Annotated in this window: 15 protein-coding genes and 2 pseudogenes; 14 read left to right on the forward strand and 3 right to left on the reverse strand. The window is 71.7% G+C overall.

What is annotated here, in order from left to right; genetic code table 11:
* Positions 1 to 100 precede the first annotated feature (100 nt).
* The gene (locus ABZ826_RS37005) at positions 101 to 823 is read right to left on the reverse strand and encodes a LuxR C-terminal-related transcriptional regulator (RefSeq protein ID WP_361458646.1); all 723 of its coding nucleotides are present in this window, start codon (positions 821 to 823) and stop codon (positions 101 to 103) included.
* Between the two features lie 226 nt (positions 824 to 1,049).
* Here ABZ826_RS37005 and ABZ826_RS37010 point away from each other — a divergent pair, with 226 nt between their 5' ends.
* From ABZ826_RS37010 to ABZ826_RS37075, 14 genes are all read left to right on the forward strand, one after another.
* Positions 1,050 to 2,348, forward strand: coding sequence for a hydrolytic protein (locus ABZ826_RS37010; RefSeq protein ID WP_361458672.1), 1,299 nt, complete (start codon positions 1,050 to 1,052; stop codon positions 2,346 to 2,348).
* Positions 2,349 to 3,040: 692 nt separating this feature from the next.
* Positions 3,041 to 4,570: a phage tail sheath family protein gene (locus tag ABZ826_RS37015; RefSeq protein ID WP_361458648.1), complete on the forward strand. Its 1,530-nt coding sequence runs from the start codon at positions 3,041 to 3,043 to the stop codon at positions 4,568 to 4,570.
* Positions 4,571 to 4,609: 39 nt separating this feature from the next.
* Positions 4,610 to 5,050, forward strand: a complete 441-nt coding sequence (locus ABZ826_RS37020) for a phage tail protein (protein ID WP_361458650.1) — start codon at positions 4,610 to 4,612, stop codon at positions 5,048 to 5,050.
* Positions 5,047 to 5,541 (forward strand): hypothetical protein, encoded by a 495-nt coding sequence (locus ABZ826_RS37025; protein WP_361458652.1) that lies wholly within the window; start codon positions 5,047 to 5,049, stop codon positions 5,539 to 5,541. Before ABZ826_RS37020 ends, ABZ826_RS37025 begins: the two co-directional genes overlap by 4 nt.
* Positions 5,538 to 5,696, forward strand: a complete 159-nt coding sequence (locus ABZ826_RS37030) for a DUF6760 family protein (protein ID WP_003966147.1) — start codon at positions 5,538 to 5,540, stop codon at positions 5,694 to 5,696. Before ABZ826_RS37025 ends, ABZ826_RS37030 begins: the two co-directional genes overlap by 4 nt.
* 2,542 nt (positions 5,697 to 8,238) lie before the next feature.
* Positions 8,239 to 8,649, forward strand: coding sequence for a hypothetical protein (locus tag ABZ826_RS37035; protein ID WP_361458654.1), 411 nt, complete (start codon positions 8,239 to 8,241; stop codon positions 8,647 to 8,649).
* Between the two features lie 55 nt (positions 8,650 to 8,704).
* Positions 8,705 to 9,130, forward strand: coding sequence for a phage tail protein (locus ABZ826_RS37040; RefSeq protein ID WP_361458656.1), 426 nt, complete (start codon positions 8,705 to 8,707; stop codon positions 9,128 to 9,130).
* Positions 9,131 to 9,193: 63 nt separating this feature from the next.
* Positions 9,194 to 9,916 carry a LysM peptidoglycan-binding domain-containing protein gene (locus ABZ826_RS37045; RefSeq protein WP_361458658.1) on the forward strand — a complete coding sequence of 241 codons (723 nt, stop codon included), beginning with the start codon at positions 9,194 to 9,196 and terminating at the stop codon, positions 9,914 to 9,916.
* Positions 9,913 to 11,679, forward strand: coding sequence for a VgrG-related protein (locus ABZ826_RS37050; RefSeq protein ID WP_361458660.1), 1,767 nt, complete (start codon positions 9,913 to 9,915; stop codon positions 11,677 to 11,679). The genes ABZ826_RS37045 and ABZ826_RS37050 overlap by 4 nt, the downstream gene beginning before the upstream one ends.
* Before the next feature lie 60 nt (positions 11,680 to 11,739).
* A complete protein-coding gene (locus ABZ826_RS37055) occupies positions 11,740 to 12,057 on the forward strand; it encodes a PAAR domain-containing protein (protein ID WP_361458662.1) in 318 nt (105 codons plus the stop codon).
* Complete coding sequence (locus ABZ826_RS37060; protein WP_361458664.1) at positions 12,054 to 12,476, forward strand: GPW/gp25 family protein; 423 nt, start codon at positions 12,054 to 12,056, stop codon at positions 12,474 to 12,476. The genes ABZ826_RS37055 and ABZ826_RS37060 overlap by 4 nt, the downstream gene beginning before the upstream one ends.
* Positions 12,476 to 14,437 carry a putative baseplate assembly protein gene (locus ABZ826_RS37065; RefSeq protein ID WP_361458666.1) on the forward strand — a complete coding sequence of 654 codons (1,962 nt, stop codon included), beginning with the start codon at positions 12,476 to 12,478 and terminating at the stop codon, positions 14,435 to 14,437. Before ABZ826_RS37060 ends, ABZ826_RS37065 begins: the two co-directional genes overlap by 1 nt.
* On the forward strand, positions 14,434 to 14,997 hold the full coding sequence (locus tag ABZ826_RS37070; RefSeq protein WP_361458668.1) for a phage tail protein: 564 nt from the start codon (positions 14,434 to 14,436) through the stop codon (positions 14,995 to 14,997). Before ABZ826_RS37065 ends, ABZ826_RS37070 begins: the two co-directional genes overlap by 4 nt.
* 460 nt (positions 14,998 to 15,457) lie before the next feature.
* The gene (locus ABZ826_RS37075; protein ID WP_361458670.1) at positions 15,458 to 16,177 is read left to right on the forward strand and encodes a zinc ribbon domain-containing protein; all 720 of its coding nucleotides are present in this window, start codon (positions 15,458 to 15,460) and stop codon (positions 16,175 to 16,177) included.
* Positions 16,178 to 16,486: 309 nt separating this feature from the next.
* Here the strand turns inward: ABZ826_RS37075 and ABZ826_RS37080 are convergent.
* Positions 16,487 to 16,638: pseudogene (locus ABZ826_RS37080) on the reverse strand (response regulator); the annotation flags it as partial.
* Positions 16,639 to 16,643: 5 nt separating this feature from the next.
* Positions 16,644 to 16,912: pseudogene (locus ABZ826_RS37085) on the reverse strand (sensor histidine kinase); the annotation flags it as partial.
* Positions 16,913 to 17,004: the final 92 nt, after the last annotated feature.

A 17,004-nucleotide genomic window follows, 5' to 3' on the forward strand; every position in this document is an offset into this window, starting at 1 on the left:
GACGAGTTGGCGGCGCGGCCCGAGGATGAGCCCTTGGGGGCGGCGGTCGCAGCCGCCTTCGTCGCGACGGCCATCGCCGCGCGGGAGCCCGCGACGGGACTCAGATGAGTCCGTGCCGCATGGCGTAGCCGACGGCGTGGGCCCGGTTGCGCAGTTCGAGCCGTGTCGCCACCTCGTGCAGCACGTTCTTGACGGTGCGTTCGGAGTACGAGGTCTGCTGCGCGATCTCCGCGGTGCCGAAGCCCTCCGACACCAGCCTGATCATCTCCGCCTCCCGTGTCGTGAGGGTGGAGAGCGAGAGTCCCCGGGGGTCGAGGACCGTGCGCTGGAGGCTGCTGACGTGGTCGAGGAGCTTCCCGAGCAGGTCGCCCGGCAGCACGCCCTCACCGTTGGCTATCGCCGTCACCAGGTGGACGAGACGGTCCTGGTCGGCCTCGCCACGCCTCAGCACGGCGGCGACGCCGCACTCGATCATGGTCTGGAGCGCACCCGATTCGAAGAATCCGACGACGAGTCCGGTGCGGGTCGCGGTGTTGCGCTGGAGACGCAGGAGGAGCTGAATGGTGGGCTCATCCACCATGTCCACCACCACTAAGGACACTTGGGCCCGTTCGGCCTCGGAATCCGCCAGCAGTTCCATCTCCGGCCGCGGGCGCAACTGGTGCACCATGCCGGTCTGGAGGATCAGATCCTCCGCGTACACGGCCACGGAGACCCTGCCCCCGGCAGCCTTCCCGGCGCCCTCGGCGGAGCGCTCATGCGGAGCGGGCCTGCGGTACTGACCGCGTTCCGCTGCTCTGTTCTTCATGTCTGTCGTCGTCATCGTTCCCTGCTCGTCTTCCTCAAGTGCTTCCGCCCGATATGCCTGTCACCGCTCTCACCCACGCCGGTCACCGGCAGGGGGAACGGGCCCGGGGAGGGGTCGAGGGGACACCGCGCCGTTGGGCCGTCGGGGCACCACCCCTGCCCGCTCGTTGCCCTCGCGTCTCTGCTGCGGAACCGCCGAGGCGGCTTAACGTCGCATCGTGACCACATCTGCCGAACTCGAAATGTCCACGGTGACGGTGTCGCCCGGCGCCGAGGCGACGACGACCCTGACCGTGCGCAACGACGGCGACATCGTCGAGGCCTACACGCTCGAAGTGGTCGGCGACTGCGCCGCGTGGAGCACCGTGGAGCCGGCGCGCGTGTCCCTCTACCCGGGCACGTCCGAGGTGGTGACCGTACGGCTCGCGCCGCCCCGGTCCCACGAGGTCCGGGCGGGCGAGATACCTCTGGGGGTCCGCGTTCTGCCCACGGAGCGCCCCGATTCGGTGGCGGTCCCCGAGGCCACGGTGGTCGTCGAGCCCTTTCACGAGCTTCGGGCCGAGCTGGACCCGCGGCGACGCCGCGGCTGGCTGGGCGCCCGGTTCCGTACCTCGGTACAGAACATGGGGAACACCGCGGTCGATGTCGGCCTCACCGGCAAGCAGGCCGGCGAGGATCTCCGCCTGGCCTTCGTGCCGGGCCAACGGCGCCTGGAACCGGGCGAGTCCGCCGAGGTACGCCTGCGGGTGCGGGCCCGGAAGCCGATCTGGTTCGGCGAACCGGTCTCCTGGCCGTTCGAGGTCGAGGCCGCCGAAGGCGCCGAGGCGAACACCGGCGGTGAGCGGAGCGGGCGGACCGAGACGCTGTCGGGTGAGTTCGCCCAACTGCCGGTACTGCCCAAATGGTTGCTGATCGTCCTGGCCGCACTGCTCGCGCTGCTGATCGCGTGGTTCGCACTGGTCCGGCCCGCGGTGCGGAGCACGGCGAAGCAGGCGGGTACCGAGGCCGCGCAGAGGGAGAATGCCCGTGACGAGCAGCCGGGTGGGACCACATCGGGCGGCGCGGGCAACCCGTCCGGTGGCCAGGGGCAGGGCCCGGGGGCCGGTCCGAGCCAGTCCGCCGCGCCCGGAGACTCTGGTACGGGCGGTTCCGGTTCGACGACGGGCGCGGGCGGCGGGAGCACCCAGCAGAGCTCGGCGACGATCGATGTTCAGACAAGGGCCGGGGCCGAGAAGGAGGGGACGTACCGGGTTCCGGAGGGGAAGGTGTTCGGCGTCACGGACATCGTGGTGGCGAACTTCCAGGGGGACGAAGGAGTGCTGACCATCTCCTTCGGGGAGCGGAAGATCACCACCATCGCTCTGGAGACCTTTCGCAACCAGGACTATCACTGGGTGACCCCCATCCAGATTCCGGAGAACGCCACTGTCACCGCTTCCGTGACCTGCGCCAAACCTGGCACTCCGGCGACCGGAACTCAGGCTTCCAGGTGCCATCAGGTACTCAATGTCAGCGGCATACTGAGCGATCTCGCACGGTAGGAACAACAGCGCCCGACCTCCCGATTCCCCTGTGCGGGACGAGAACAGCAGAAATCCCGACCGGTGGAAACCCGGCTTGCCGGTCTTTGGCGTATCCCTTCCCCCGCTTACCGCGCCGAGCTGGGCCTTCAAAATTCCCGCAGTGCCACCGACGGGTGAGGAAGTCCGGTCGTCCGGGTACGAACGGATCCGTCGCTGACGCCTTCGAAGTGCAGCGCCGGAAGGTCCGTTCGGGGCGGCCGACGGCCGCCCGACCACGGGCGCTCCGGCCGGACAGTCAACCGCCCGCGGCAAAATCTGGCTGAAATTCATCGCCCAGGCATCGATTTCCCCCTGCCACCGCGGTCATTGACGAGCGGTTCCGGAAATCCCGGGGCACGGGAAGATCACACACGCCGGCATTCGCTGAAGCCGGACGTCCGCATGTCCGGCGGATCCCCAGTGCCGGACCTGCGGACACCTTCTGTGCAACCGGATTCCAGCTCGGCCTCGCGCGACCGAACCGGGGAATGCGTCGAGCCGAAGAGTGCGACACCTGCCGCGGACGGTCCGCACGGGAAAGCTTTTCCTGTCGTCCGGGTGCCTGGAAAGGCAGCGTCCTTGCCCCGTGCCCAGGACTTTGAGGCCTACTGTCCGCCACGGCCGCCGGGCAAGACTGAACGGCGACCGGATGACCACCCGAAGGAGCGAGCATGCCGTCGTACCTCACCCCCGGTGTATACGTGGAGGAGGTGCAGTCCGGAGCGCGGCCCATCGAGGGAGTCGGCACCGCGGTCGCAGCCTTCGTCGGTTTCGCGGAGACCGGCCCCTTCCACCGGCCGACGCTGGTGACGAACTGGGACCAGTACGTGCAGACCTTCGGCACCTTCACCGCCGACACGTACCTGACGCTCGCGGTATACGGCTACTTCGCCAACGGCGGTGGCGCGGCCTACATCGTGCGCATCGGCGGCGACGCGCAGGGCTCGGCGCAGGGATCCGCGTCCGGAGCTGCCCCGTCCGTCGCCATCGGAGGTTTCCTGGTCTCCGCGCGGCCCGGTACGGGTGGAGACCTCTCCGTGGAGGTCGCCGACGTCGAGGGCGAGAACCCTCCGGAGGACCGGTTCCGGCTGCTGGTGCGGCAGGGCGGCAAAGTGGTGGAGACCTTCGACGTCTCCACCCGCAAGAACGTCAAGGGCTATCTGGTCACCCAGGTCCGCCAGTCCAAGCTCATCGAGGTCACCGAGCAGCCCGGAGAGGCCCAGGGCCGCCCCGAGAAGCAGAGCCTCTCCCTCGCGCCCGCCGCTGCCGCCCCCGGGACCGGCGTCGCACGGCTCGATGCGGCCGAGTACGTCGGCGACGCCGCGGCCCGCACCGGGCTCGCGGGCCTCGAAGCGATCGACGAGATCACCATGGTCGCCGTTCCGGACCTGATGAGCGCCCACCAGCGCGGGGACATCGACGCCGAGGGCGTCAAAACCGTCCAGCTAGCGGTGATTTCACACTGTGAGCAGATGGGCGACCGGGTGGCCGTCCTGGACACTCCCCCGGGCTTGAACGCCCAGCAGGTCCGCACCTGGCGCAACGACGACGCCGGGTTCGACTCGCGCTACGCGACCGTGTACTACCCGTGGCTCAAGGTCCTCGACCCGGCGACCGGCCACAACTCCCTGGTGCCGCCGAGCGGTCACGTCGCCGGCGTCTGGGCACGCAGCGACGGTGAGCGCGGGGTGCACAAGGCCCCCGCCAACGAGGTCATCCGCGGTGCGCTGGACCTGGAGCTCCGGCTCAGCAAGGGCGAGCAGGACCTGCTCAACCCGATCGGCGTCAACTGCGTGCGCGCCTTCCCCGGGCGTGGCATCCGGATCTGGGGCGCGCGCACGCTCTCGTCGGACCCGGCCTGGCGCTACCTCAACGTACGCCGCCTTTTCAACTACCTGGAGGAGTCGATCCTCCTGGGCACCCAGTGGGTGGTGTTCGAACCGAACGACGACCGTCTGTGGTCGAGCATCCGGCGCAACGTCACCGCCTTCCTCACCGAGGAATGGCGCCGGGGTGCCCTCTTCGGCCGCACGGCCGAGGAGGCGTTCTACGTCAAGTGTGACCGCGACAACAATCCGCAGGAGTCGATCGACCTCGGCCAGGTCGTGTGCGAGATCGGCGTGGCACCGGTGAAGCCCGCGGAGTTCGTGGTCTTCCGTCTCTCGCAGTTCTCCGACAGCACCAGCCTCGTCAACGAGTGACCCAGCAGGGTCCACAAACGGAACAGGTGACACAGAGTCATGGCAGAGGGCGACGCTCTTTCCACCCACGTCTTCGGCGTGCAGCTCGGCGGCTATCTCGTCGAGTCGATCCAGGAGGTCAGCGGTCTGACCGTCGAGGAGGAAGTCGTCGAGGTCCGTCAAGTGACCGCCGAGGGCAAGCAGATCATCCGCAAGCAGCCCGGCGCGCGCCAGGCGGGCGAGGTGACGATCACCCGCGGAATCGACAAGAGCAGCGAGTTCACCAACTGGATCAAGGAGACGCTCAACAACGGGGCCGTCGACACCGCGCGCCAGAACCTGACCATCGAGATCAAGGACTCGAAGGGTGACACGGTCCGGCGCATCCAGCTGATGCAGGGGTGGGCCAGCAAGTGGGAGGGCCCCTCGCTGAAGGCCGGCGAGTCCAGCGCGGCCACCGAGACGGTCACCATCACCTTCGAGGAGATCGTGGTCGAATGAGGCGCAGGACCGTTACGTCGGGTGGGCTCGACGAAGTCCTCGACGGACTCGCGCCCACCCCGCCCGCCGCACGCGAGGAGGCTCCCGCGCCGTCTCCGGCCAGGGCGCGGGACCGGGAGGAACTGCGCACAGAGTTCGATTTCGAGCTTCCGCGCGGATACGTCGACGACGAGGGCCAGGTGCACCGGCACGGCTCGATGCGGCTCGCGACGGCACGGGACGAGCTGCGCCCGCAGATCGACCTGCGGGTGAAGGAGAACCCGGCGTACCTGTCCGTGGTGCTGCTGAGCCAAGTGATCACCCAGCTCGGCACGATCACCGATGTGCACGCCGGAGTGGTCGAGCGGATGTACGCCACGGATGTGGCGTTCCTCCAGGACTTCTACCGCCGGATCAACAGCGAGGGCCACACACACGCCGCGGTGACGTGTCCGCTGTGCCACGGATCCTTCGAGGTGGACCTCTCGGGTGGGCGCCTGGGGGAATCGTGACGTACGCGCTTCCCCGGTTGCGGGAGGAGATCGCGTACGTCGCCTACCACTTCCATTGGCAGCGTGAGGACATTCTCGACCTCACGCACGGCGAGCGTCAGCAGTGGGTTCGGGAGATAGCGCGGATCAACACCCGCGTCAACGAAGGCGGGTGATCGCGTGAGGTTCGGGGACTGGCTCCGCCGAGGGGACCGGCAGCGGTCCGGCACGCCCTCCCCGGGCGAGGCCGAAGCCGGTACCGGAGGCATTGCGGTACCGGAGACCGGCCGGGGCGACGACGTGACCCGTCGGCCGGACGGCGGCTGGGACGGCGGCTGGCGGCAGGTCGAGCCGCCGACGGTGACCGTCGCCCGCTCCTCGATCGGGGTGAGCGACGGACTGCGGTTCAGGTCCGGGCTCGCCTCGTGGCAGAACGTCGCGTTCGGCGGCGAACTGGGCCATGCCGTACTGCCGTCCGCTCCGGTGGGCCTCATCCATGGCGTCGCCCGTCCGGGCGGCGCGCGTGCCGGGTCTCCCGGTGCGCCACTGCTCCTGCGTGCCGCCCGGACGGGTACGGACGGGGAAGCGGAGGCTGCGGCGGACGTAACACCCGCCTCGGCAGGCGGCACGACGGGGAGCGGCGCAGCCGGCGGGAAACCCGTTCCCGCAGCCGTCCAGCGGTCGAGCGGCACGGCGCGCCCCGGCTCTGTCGAGCAGGGGGCACCGGTGCGGCGAGCCGACGGGGGCGGCGCAACCGCTCCGGAAGTCACGGCAGGGGCGGCCCCCGCGAAGGGGACGCCGGCCACGGGCCCGGCCGTCACGCCGGAGCCGTCGCACCCGGCACACACCGGACCGGCAGCGGCAGCCCCACAGCGGGCACGGCCTGCCGTCGTGCGCCCGCGACGGACCGCCCCGCCCCTGATCGTCGCGCGGCGTCCGGTGATGGCCCTCCGGCACATCGCCGGGATCACGCCGAGCACAGCCTCCGTACCCGCCGCTCCGGTCGCCATCACCGCCGTGCCGCAGGCCTCGCACGATCGGCCGGGCGGTTCCGGCCGGTCGGCTCCCGCCTCCCCACCGGGCGCCGCATCGCCACCGGACCGCACCACCGGCCCTCCCGCCGCCACGACGGTGCGCCCCTCCCTGGGCAAGCCCCTGCGGGAACTGCCCACCGGGGCCATGACCTCCGGCCCGGCGGGGCAGCGCGGGGTCGCGCCCGCCGAGCCGGCCGGGCAGCGGGATGCGGGTATGCCCGTGCTTCAACGGCAGGTCTCGGACGCGACAACCCCGGCGGTGACCGCGCCGCCGCCCGAGACGACGACGCCGTCGGCGCGTCAGCAGCCGTCCTCGGAGGTGCGGTCCCCGAAGGCAACCCGGCCGCCTCTGCCGATCCAGTCGGCACAGGCTCCGGGACAGGCGTCGAAGTCCGGGCCGGCAGGGATGCAACACCCCGGCGGACTCACGTCGTCGAAGCCTTCGGGTCCCTCCGGGGCATCGCAGTCGCCACAGTCCGACGGGACCGGCTCACCGGCTCGTACCCGTGGCGGGATCGGAAGCCCCCTCACCTCCCTCCCGTCGACGGCCAGGCTCCAGAACGAGGCCCCGCTGCTCGGTGACCCCCGTCGGACCCGGCCGGGAACCGCTGGATCTACGCGGGACTCGACTTCGGCGGCAGAGCCCACGGCGCCCCCGACCTCCGCACCGGCCGGTACCGCGCAGCCGCCGACACCGCTGAACACGCATTCCGGGATGCCGCTCCGCTCCTCTCCCGTGCCCGCCCCGCCCACCGCTTCCGTAGAGGAATCCGGGACTGTCCAGCGCGCGGTGGACACCATGCGAACGACCGCGCCCGTTACCGCCCCTTCCGCTTCGGCTCCCGCCGCGCCGGTACGCGTCCGGAGGATCGCTGCGGGGCAGGAAGGGGGACGGCCATCCGGGCCTGCCGCCGCAACCGGGGGGCAGTCACCCACCGTCCAGCGGTCGCGGGCGCTGCTCGCGCGCAGGGCCCTGAAGGTGAGCACCGGCGCCGGGGAGGGCTTCTCGGCGCCGACGGCGACGGCGGGCAGTACGGCGCGGCCGGTGGTGGCAGCCACCTGGCGTCGTGACGCACCGCAGCCGGGGTCCGATGCGCCGTCGCCGGGACGCGGGCGTTCGGGAACCGGGGAACACCGGACGCCGTCGGGCGCGGCACCCCGGCAGACAGACCCTCCCACGCGCACCCGCCCCGCCGGACCCGCGTCGCCGCACCGGACCCGTGCGACCGGCTCGGAGCCGACGCCGGGGGGACCGTCACTCGGCGAGACCGTCCAGCGTTCCGTTCCGGGGAGCCCGATGCCCGGCACCACCCGGAGCGGGGCGCCCTCGGGCCGGACGGCCACCGGTGGTCCCGGTCGCGTTCCGGTGGCCGGGGCCGGCCCGGCGGGTCGCCGACCGTCGGTCGGCGGCTCCCTCCTGCGACTCGTGCGACGTTCGGCACCCGGCGGCGCCACGACGCCTCCGGCACGGCTCGGCGCCCACCAGCCGGAGCGGGAGCCCGCGGGGCCACGCTCCGCCCGTCTCCCCGGATCACCGTCCCCGGCGCCAGGACCCGCCCCGTCTGCCCTGTACGCCTCCCCCTCCGCGGCGTCCCCGCCGTCCGCCGCTCAGCCGGTTCCGGTTGTGCGCCCGCATCCGCCCGCACCGGCCCGGCCGGGAGCGGCCATCGCGCCGGTTCAGCGGATGGCCATGCCGGTGGTGCCGGAATCCGCCGGTCCCACGACCACCGGGCCGGAGCCCTCCGACGGTGCTCCGCTCGGCGGGCCGCCGGGCCTTTCGGTACGGGTTCCGCGACGCGCACCCGCCGCGGCGGCCGGAGCCGACAGCTCCGGGACTACGGCTCAGGCGCTCCAGCGTGCGGCAGCCGACGCCGGGATCACCGGTGTTCCGGTGCGGGCGGCCCCGGTGAAGCCCACCGAGCCGGCGCGAAGAAGCGGATCGGCCGACACGGACGCTCCGGCCGCGAACCGGATCACCGGGACGGACATCGAGGAACTGGCCCGTCGCCTGCTCGACCCGGTGAGCCGGCTGATCCGCGCGGACCTGCGCAGAGGACGGGAGCGTGCCGGACGGTTGTACGACGGTCGCCGCTGACGACGGCCCCCGCCCAGCACGGCACTTGGGAATCAGCAGAGAAGAAGAGAAGCACATGACGGACAACATCTTCGCGACGAGCGTGTTCTTCAAGCTCGTGATCGGAGGCAGTGACCTGGGCGCCTTCCACACCTGCTCGGGGCTGGGCGCCGAGGTGGAGCTGGAGCAGTACGCCGAAGGCGGGAACAACGGCTTCACCTGGCAGTTGCCGGGGCGGATCACCTGGACCAACATCACGCTGACCCGTCCGGTCACCGCCGACACGCTCAAGATCGCGCGGTGGCTCAACGAGACGATCCAGCGGGTCGAGCGCAAGGACGGCGAGATCGTCGCGCTGCGTCCGGACCTCAGCCGCATCATCAGCTGGCAGGTGCACGGCATCGTGCCGGTGCGCTGGCAGGGGCCGTCCTTCGACCCTGCCAGCTCCCAGGCGGCGATCGAGACGCTGGAGATCGCGCACGAGGGCTTGGAGCCGTCCTGACGTACCGCCACTTTCCGTGCGGCACATCAGGCAAGAGAGAGAAGACCGGGAAGGAGGAGCGCAATGTCACCCGCTGTCCGTACGAGCCGTGCTCGCGCCCAGCTGACCATCATGGAACCGCCGTCGGCCGTCGGCGCCAGACCGGGCGGTAACCTCGCCCGGCTCACGTTGCAGTTCAATCCCGCCAAGCTGTCGCTGAGCAAGAGCACCGAGTGGCGGCGTACGCCGTCCCGGATGGCCGGACAGTCCGCGCTGCCCGAATTCGTGGGCAGCGGGCCCCGGGCGTTATCCCTGGAGGTCTTCCTGGACGCCACCGCCACCCATGACAACTCGGTGGAGAAGGCGGTGGAGCAGCTGATGCTGGCCTGTGTGCCCACCCCGAGCAGCCTGGCCCGCAAGACGCCCGCCAGCCCCTGGGTGCGCTTCGACTGGGGCTCGTCGAAGACGACCTCGTTCGACGGCGTGATGTCCAACCTCTCCGTCTCGTACACGTTGTTCGACGTCGACGGGAAGCCGCTGCGCGCCACCTGCTCGCTGTCGATCGAGGAGGCGAGCGTCGACCCGCCCGGTCAGAACCCCTCGTCGGGCTCGCGGGAGGCACGGCGTACCCACCGGGTCGTCGTCGGTGACAGCCTGCCGATGCTCGCCTGGCGGGAGTACGGCGACGCCACCGCGTGGCGCACGATCGCGGACGCCAACGACATCGACGACCCGATGCAGTTGATCCCCGGCAGGGAGCTGGTCGTGCCAGGACTGGAAGATCACACCCCGGAGGGCGGCCGGTGACCGCCCCGGGACGCTCCTTCGCCGCGGATCCGATCGTCGAGGCCCCCGGTGAGCTGCCACCGGCCTGGGCGGCCCAGCTGGTCAGCTGCGTGGTCGACGAGAACGTCGGCCTGCCCGACACCGCCGTGCTGATGTACCGGGACCCCGATCACAAGCTGCTCACCGCCACCGGTCTCACCATCGGCACACCGCTGAAGATATCCGTGGTGACCGTGCAGGAGCGGGTGCGCGAGCGGCTGTTCACCGGTGAGGTGACGACGGTCGAGCTGGACAGCGACACCACCGGTTCGTTCACGGTCGTCCGGGCCTTCTCCAAGGCCCACCGGCTCCAGCGCGGACGGAAGGTGGTGGCCTACCGCAACATGAAGACCGCGGACATCGTCCGCAAGGTCGCCGCGGGCGCCGGGCTCGCCTGCGGAAGGATCGAGGCAGCGCCCATCACGTACAAGCAGCTGACCCAGCCCAATGTCTCGGACTGGGAGTTCCTCCAGTACCTCGCGGGCGAGAGCGGCGCGCACGTGCGGGTGGACGACAAGGGTCTGTTGCAGTTCGTGAAGGCGAAGCCCGCCTCGTCGGCGCCCTCGCCCGCCACTTCCGCCACCCGGCATCCGATGGTCCTGGAGTACGGACGCAACCTGCTGGCCCTGCGAGCCGTGCTGACCGGTGCGGACGGGGCGGACAGTGTGGAGGTGCGCGGCTGGAACGTCGACACCAAGACACGGCTGGTGGCCCGGGAGCAGTCCGTCCGCAGCGACACCGTGTCTCCCGGGATGAGCCCGTCGCTGGCGGCCGGGGCGTTCGGCCCGAACGCCCGGTTGACGGTGACCGACACCCCGTACCGGTCTCAGGCCGAGACCACAGCCGTGGCCGGTGCGGTGGCTGCGTCGGTGAGCTCCGGGTTCGGTGAGATCGAGGCGGTCGCCGAGGGCAACCCCCAGCTGCGGGCGGGCGAGCCGGTGGCGCTCGGCAACGTCGGTCCCGCCTTCGCCGGGCGCTACACGGCGACCGCCGCGCACCACGTCCTCGAACCGAACGGCGGCTACCGCACGACCGTGGTGGTGAGCGCGGCGCCCGACCGCTCGCTGGCGGGACTGACCAGTGGCGCGAACGCACCCTCGCGCGGCCCACGCATGCCGGGCCTCGCGATCGGTGTGGTCACCGACATCCGTGAGGGGAAGACCGAACGGGGCTGGGTCCGGTTGAAGTTCCCCTGGCTCGACGACACCTATGTGACCGACTGGGTCCGTACGGTGCAGTGGGGCGGCCAGGGCGGCGGCGGGGTGTTCAGCCCCGAGGTCAACGACGAGGTACTGGTCGGGTTCGAGCAGGGGCTGCTGGACAGCCCCTACGTACTGGGCGGCCTCTACAACGGGGTCGACAAGCCGTCGCCGCACGACGTGCCGCTGGTCGATCCGACCAGCGGCAAGGTCAACCGCCGTTCGCTGGTCTCCCGTTCCGGGAACCGGCTCGAACTGCTGGATGCCCCGCGCGGACCGTCCGGTGTCCGCCTGGCCAGTGGCGACAAGCGGCTCGACGTCACGCTGGACGAGCGGCGGAGCGAGATCGCGCTGAAGGTGTTCGCTCCCGGCGGCACCCGGGTGCTGAGCTCCGTGGTCCTCTCCGCATCCGGCATCACGCTCGACGCCGGTACGGGTGAGGTGAACGTGAAGGGACGCTCGGTGACCGTCAACGGCAAGACGGGGGTCACCGTGGACGGCGGACTGCTCGCCGTACTCAAGGCCAAGCTCATCCGGATCAACTGACGCCCCCACGCCGCCGGTACGGCGGCGGAAGTTCCTTTCGCAGCAAGGAGAACAGCGACCATGCCCCCTGCAGCCCGGACGGGCGACTCCACCGTTCACGGCGGCCTCATCGGCACCCCGCCCCCGGGTGCGGTGGCCGTCGCCACCGTGCTCATCGGCGGCCGGCCCGCGGCCGTCGTCGGCAGCCTGCACGTGTGCGTGGTCCCCCCGCACGCCGCGCTCGGGCCCGGGAACGTCATCCTGCCCAACCCCGCCGCCGCGGTCACCGGTCAGGTGCTGATCGGCGGGCTGCCGGCCGCCCGCATGCGGGACACCACCAGTTGCGGCGCGCAGATCATCAGCGGCGCGCCGGACGTCCTGATCGGGGGCCCGGTGTGAGCGGCGGGTTCATCGGACGCGGCTGGGGTTTCCCGCTGCGGGTCGGCCCCACGGGCGGCATCGGCATGGTCGAGCGGGACCAGGAGATCGAGGAGGCGATCGGGCTGGTGCTCGGCACGGCGCCGGGCGAGCGGCCGATGCGCCCGGAGTTCGGCTGCGGCATTCACGACTACGTCTTCGCGCCCGCTGACGGCGCCACCGCCGGGCGCATCGCGCACGAGGTCCGTACATCACTGGAGCGCTGGGAGCCGCGCATCGAGGTGACCGACGTGGTGATCGCGTTCGACGCCGTCGAGGAGGGCACCTTGTACATCGACGTGCACTACACCGTGCGGGCCACGAACGACCTGCGCAACCTCGTCTTTCCCTTCTACACCATCCCGTCCTCCGAGGGCTCCGAAGAAGCGGGGGTGCGCTGATGGCCCTGCCCTCACCCAACCTGGACGACCGGCGCTTCCAGCAGCTCGTCGACGAGGCCAAGCGGTACGTCCAGCAGCGCTCTCCCGAATGGACCGACCACAATGTGTCGGACCCCGGGGTCACGCTCATCGAGACGTTCGCGTACATGGTCGACCAGTTGCTGTACCGGCTGAACCGGGTACCGGACAAGAACTACTCGGCCTTCCTCGACCTGTTGGGCATCACATTGTTCCCGCCCTCGGTGGCGCGGGCGGAGGTCGACTTCTGGCTGTCCGCGCCACAGCCGGAGACCGTGCTGCTCCCGGCGGGTACGGAGGTCGCCACCTCACGCGGCGACGCCGAGGAGGCAGTGGTGTTCTCGACCTCCGACGCCCTGCCGATCGTGCCGAGTTCACTGGTCCGGCTGGTCACCGCGCCGGTGTCCGGCGATCAGACCGATCGCACCGCGCCGCTCGGCGCGGGCAAGGACATCCCCTGCTTCCAGCCCCGGCCGGAGCCGGGCGACGCCCTGCTGTTCGGGCTGCCCACCGCCGTCCCCAGGTGCATCGTCGCCGTACGTCTGGACAGCCGCGTGGAGGGCGTGGGCGTCGACCCGCGGCAGCCGCCCCTGGTGTGGGAGGCGTGGGACGGTGCCCGCTGGGTCACGTGCCGGACGGGCACCGACAGCACCGGCGGGCTGAACAGGCCGGGCGAGGTGGTCGTGTTCGTTCCCGCCGGGCACACCGCGTCGGTGGCCGCGGGAACCCGGGCGGGGTGGCTGCGCTGCCGGGTCACCGCGCCGGAACCTGGACAGCCGTTCTACTCCGAGTCGCCGACGATCCGGGAGGCCGAGGTGTTCACCGTCGGCGGCACGACGGACGTCGAACACGCGGAGACCGTCCTCGACGTTCCGCTCGGTGTCTCCGAAGGCGTCGCCGGGCAGAGGTTCTCCGTGAGCAGGGCGCCGCTGCTGCTGGACGGGGAGGCGCCGGTCGTCCAGGTGTCCTCTGCGGAGGGCTGGCAGGTCTGGACCGCCGTGGAGCACTTCGGCGCCTCCTCCCCGGACGACCGGCACGTGCGGATCGACGCCGTCTCGGGCGAGTTCGCGTTCCCGCCGGAGGTACGCGAGCCGGACGGGACGATGCGCGCGTACGGAGCGGTGCCGGAGAAGGGCGCACAGCTACGGGTCCCCCGCTACCGGACGGGCGGCGGGGCGGCCGGGAACGTCGCGCGGGGCGCCATCTGCGTGCTGCGCAGCTCGGTGCCCTACGTGGCGGGCGTGGACAACCGCGAGGCTGCCCGGGGCGGGGTCGACGGCGAGACCGTGGAGAACGCCAAGGTCCGGGCGCCCAACATCCTCCGGGTGCAGGAGCGGGCGGTCACGGCCGAGGACTACGAGATCATCGCCCGTGAGGCCGCGCCTTCCCTGCGCCGGGTCAGGTGCCTGCCCGCCGTTGCGGGTGAGGGCGGTGCGGTACGGGTCCTGGTGGTGCCCGACGCGGTCGCCGACCAGGGCGGCCAGCTGCGGTTCGAGCAGCTGATCCCGTCGGACTCCGTGCTCTCGACGGTCGCGGCGCGGCTCGACGAGCGGCGGCTGGTCGGCACCCGGCTGGTGGTGGAACCGCCGACGTATCAGGGCGTCACCGTGGTCGCCGGACTGGTGACGGCCGGGGGTGACGTGGACCGGGTCCGCACGGAGGCGCTCGCGGCGCTGTTTCGTCACATCGACCCCCTGCGGGGCGGTGCGGAGGGGGCGGGATGGCCGTTCGGCAGGCCGGTGCAGTACGGCGAGGTCTTCGCCGTACTGCAGGGCGTGCCGGGGGTGGGTCTGGTGGACGAGGTACGGCTGTTTCCCGCGGACCCGATCACTGGGCGGCGCGGGGCGGCGCAGGACCGGATCGACGTCGCGCCGGGCGCCCTGGTGTTCTCGCACCAGCACCAGGTCGTGGTCACCGCGAGCGGGGCCGGTGACGGCTCATGACCAGGGCTGCGGTGCCGGGGCTCGCCAGCCGCTATCCGATCGGCGGGCTGCTGCCCGCGCTGTACACGGACGACGACCTGGCCCAGCGGTTCACGGCGGGCCTCGACACCGTCCTGGCACCCGTCCTGTCCACCCTGGACAACCTCCCCGCCTACTTCGACCCGGCACTCGCCCCGGCCGACTTCCTGCCCTGGCTGTCGTCGTGGGTGGGCGCCGGCATCGAACCCGCGTGGCCCGAGGAGCTGCGGCGGGCCGTCGTCGCCCGCGCCGTCGAGCTGCACCGGGGGCGTGGCACCCGCCACGGCCTGGTCGAACATCTCCGGCTCTGCTTCGGCGTGCACGCCGACATCCGGGACGGCGGCGGCGTCGCGTGGTCGTCCGAGCCCGGCACCGAACTGCCCCCCGCTCCGACCGGCGAACTGCTGGTCCGGGTCTGGGCGGTGGGCGGGGGGCCGGTGGACGCGAGCCGCGTGCTGGCCGTCGTCGCGGCCTCGTGCCCCGTACATCTCACGTGCCGGGTGGAGATCCTGCCGGGCCCGCCAGAAGAGACAGGAGGCTGACGCGATGCGCTCGTGTCCGGCGTGCGGTTCGGCCAACCGCGAGAACGACGACTTCTGCGGAAACTGCGGTTCCTATCTGGGCTGGTCCTCCCAGGTGGCGCGAAACCCGCCAGCAACCACGGACTTTGACGCCTCATCAAATACGGCAGGCCCGTCAGGACCGACAGCCGGGCCGACAGTCGGCGTTCCAGCCGCTCCGGCCACCGGCATCACCCCGGATGCCACGGGCCGCGCGGCCGGGGACCCGCCCTCCCCGTCCCCCGAGCCGCCGGTGGAACCCGGGCGGTCGCGCACACCGGAGCCTTCCGGGCCGCCGCCCGCGGAACCCGCACCCGCCCCGGAGCCGCCCCCACGCCCGGCACAGCCCGCCCCCGTACGGCCGGAGCCATCGGCGGACGACGCACCCGTGGTCGCGGTGCGGCCGGCCGAGCCGATCGCCCGGCGGCCCCTCGTCAGGTCCGTGGCGGCCGAAGAGGAGCCGGACGGGCCGCCGTGCCCGGCGTGCGGCACCCCGAATCTTCCGGGACGCCGGTTCTGTCGGCGCTGCGCCTCCCCCCTGCACGCCCGGGAGCAGCCGAAGCCGCTGCCCTGGTGGCGCACGGTGTGGCCGTTCCGCCGCCGGGTGCGGACCGGATCCGGCCGGGCGCTGCGGCGGATCCTGCTGGCGCTGGCAGTCGTCGGGCTGCTGTTCGCGGTCTTCCTGCTTCTGCCGGCCGGGCGCTACGTCTTCGAGGACGTGCGGGACAAGCTCGGCGGAACGGCGGAGATCAGCCCGGCCCAGGCCACGGCGAGCTCCCGGGTTCCCGGCCATCCGGCGACCGCGGCCGTCGACGGGCTGACCAACACGTACTGGGGGGCGCCCACGCTCGGCTCCTCACTGACCTGCGTCTTCGACAAGCCGTTCCGACTCGTCGGCGTCGTGGTGCACACCGGTGTGTCGAAGGAGCCCGGGGAGTTCCGGCAGGGGGCCAGGCCGACGCGGGCCGACCTGATCGTCACCACGTCGGACGGCGAAGTCCACGAGAAGGCAGTGACGTTCGCCGACAAGCCGGGCCCCCAGACGGTGCGGACCGGCATCAGCGATGTCGTTTCCGTCCGGCTCGTTCTGCGGGCCGCGGCCGGCCAGGGCGAGGGGCGGCCGATCGCGATCGGAGAGGTCGAATTCTTCAGGCGCATCTGAGGCCGGGCGGTCCACACGATCGCGCCGATGAATCCATCGGTCGCGACCTGCATACCGTGCCAGGTCTCGCCCGAGCCGGAATCGGCGCCGTGCATCTTGAAGAGCCGCATACCGCCGCCATCTCACCCGCGTGTGCGAGAAAGCGCCCGCCCTCCTGGCCCAGCACCCGGCAGCCGAGGCCACCAGGAGGTGGATGGAGCACTTCGTCGACTACGCCACGGCCAAGAGCGGCATGTCCGAGGCCCTCAACGCCGTCATTGCCTCAGGAGCCGACCCGTACGCCGACAGCCGCGCCACGCGCCCGACATCGATGTCCATCAAGACCGCGTCGGGACGTGTGCGGCGGACGGCTTCGACCGCTTCGGTTCCGTTGGTCGCCTCGGCGACGACGTCGATGCCGTCGGCGCCGAGGATCAACCGTAATCCGGTGCGGACCGGGTCTGGTCGTCGGCGAGGAGCACACGCACCCGGTCACGGTCAGGTCGTCGGGCAGTCCGGTGTTCCGGACCCGTCCGACCAGCGTTTCCAGCTGGTCCAGGCCGGGTTGCGGGGCCAGCTCCGCCGCCGTATCGGCCGGGTCTGCACCTCCGTCCGCCCCCTCGCCCTCGTCGGCCATGGTGAGCAGTCCCATGACGTGGCGCAGCTCGGTCATGGCCGCCCGCCCGCCTCGACGGCGAGCAGCGCCTCGCCGGCCTGCTCGGGGGAGGTTTTCATGATCTTGCGGGCGGCGCCCGCCTAGTGTCCTGCGCCGAGAATTCGTTGAATAAGTAGACTGCTTCCATGGCGAAGATGGGGCGGCCGATGGCCGAGCTGGTGTTGTCTGAGGA

Source organism: Streptomyces sp. NPDC047515 (assembly GCF_040643055.1).
Lineage (GTDB): Bacteria > Actinomycetota > Actinomycetes > Streptomycetales > Streptomycetaceae > Streptomyces.